Origin of the sequence: Flavobacterium hydatis, assembly GCF_000737695.1 — a bacterium.
Taxonomy (GTDB): domain Bacteria; phylum Bacteroidota; class Bacteroidia; order Flavobacteriales; family Flavobacteriaceae; genus Flavobacterium; species Flavobacterium hydatis.
In genome coordinates, this window is record NZ_JPRM01000090.1 from 1 (window position 1) to 341 (window position 341).

Below are 341 nucleotides of genomic sequence, written 5' to 3' on the forward strand. Positions count from 1 at the left end.
GTTGAAAGATTAAGAATCAAAAAAGTTCATAATTTTTAATTCACGATTTTTAATTTTTAATTAAAATTGGGGGATTAGCTCAGCTGGCTAGAGCGCCTGCCTTGCACGCAGGAGGTCAACGGTTCGACTCCGTTATTCTCCACAGATCCGAAAGGATAAAAGTTCATTGACATATTGAGATAAGAAAATAATAAAAAGTAGAAAGCATTTTTTATTAACTGTAGTAATACAGTAAATAAAAAAACGGTCTTGATTTATCAAGGCTGGTACAATAAGCAAAATAAGGGCGTATGGGGGATGCCTTGGCTCTCAGAGGCGATGAAAGGCGTGATAAGCTGCGA

1 tRNA gene is annotated in these 341 nt (G+C 36.7%); it reads left to right on the forward strand.

Annotated features, from left to right (window positions below):
- The first annotated feature begins 68 nt into the window (after positions 1-68).
- Positions 69-142, forward strand: a tRNA-Ala gene (locus tag IW20_RS25155).
- Positions 143-341: the final 199 nt, after the last annotated feature.